This window comes from Christiangramia aestuarii (genome assembly GCF_009735585.1).
GTDB lineage: Bacteria > Bacteroidota > Bacteroidia > Flavobacteriales > Flavobacteriaceae > Christiangramia > Christiangramia aestuarii.
This window is the reverse complement of the sequence record NZ_VJVW01000192.1, coordinates 1-350: the sequence shown is the minus strand read 5'-3', so window position 1 is coordinate 350 and position 350 is coordinate 1. Positions and strand designations below refer to the sequence as shown.

Sequence of the window (350 nt, the reverse complement as noted above, 5' to 3'; positions counted from 1 at the left end):
CGAACACAGCACGGACCCAGATATCGGGGCAGTTCTGGCCGTATCGCTCGGCCCCTCGGAAGGCTGGAGGAAGGGCACTTATCGAGCTGTTTTGCCACCGGAATTGGCCGTCTTGATCATACGTGCCACGCCGCACAGAAGCATATCTGTTGCAATCGTCACGGCCCTCCCTCTGACGTGCCGTAACCTGAAAGACATCTATGGAGCGGACGAAATCAAAAGCAGGGTCCGTCACATCGATATCGGCGGCACGCCCGACAGCTTGGGCGAGCTGGAGCGTTTCTCGCTCTCGGGGCAGGGAGACTGCTTGACCAGGATTGAACCCCGCCAACCTGTAGAGGCGCTCAAAC

General features: G+C 59.1%; 1 protein-coding gene. It reads left to right on the top strand.

Features of this window, described 5'->3' with window-relative positions; all coding sequences use genetic code 11:
• Nucleotides 1–112: 112 nt before the first annotated feature.
• The coding region (locus FLP08_RS16515) for a hypothetical protein (RefSeq protein WP_238388526.1) at nt 113–350 on the top strand (238 nt) is incomplete at its 3' end.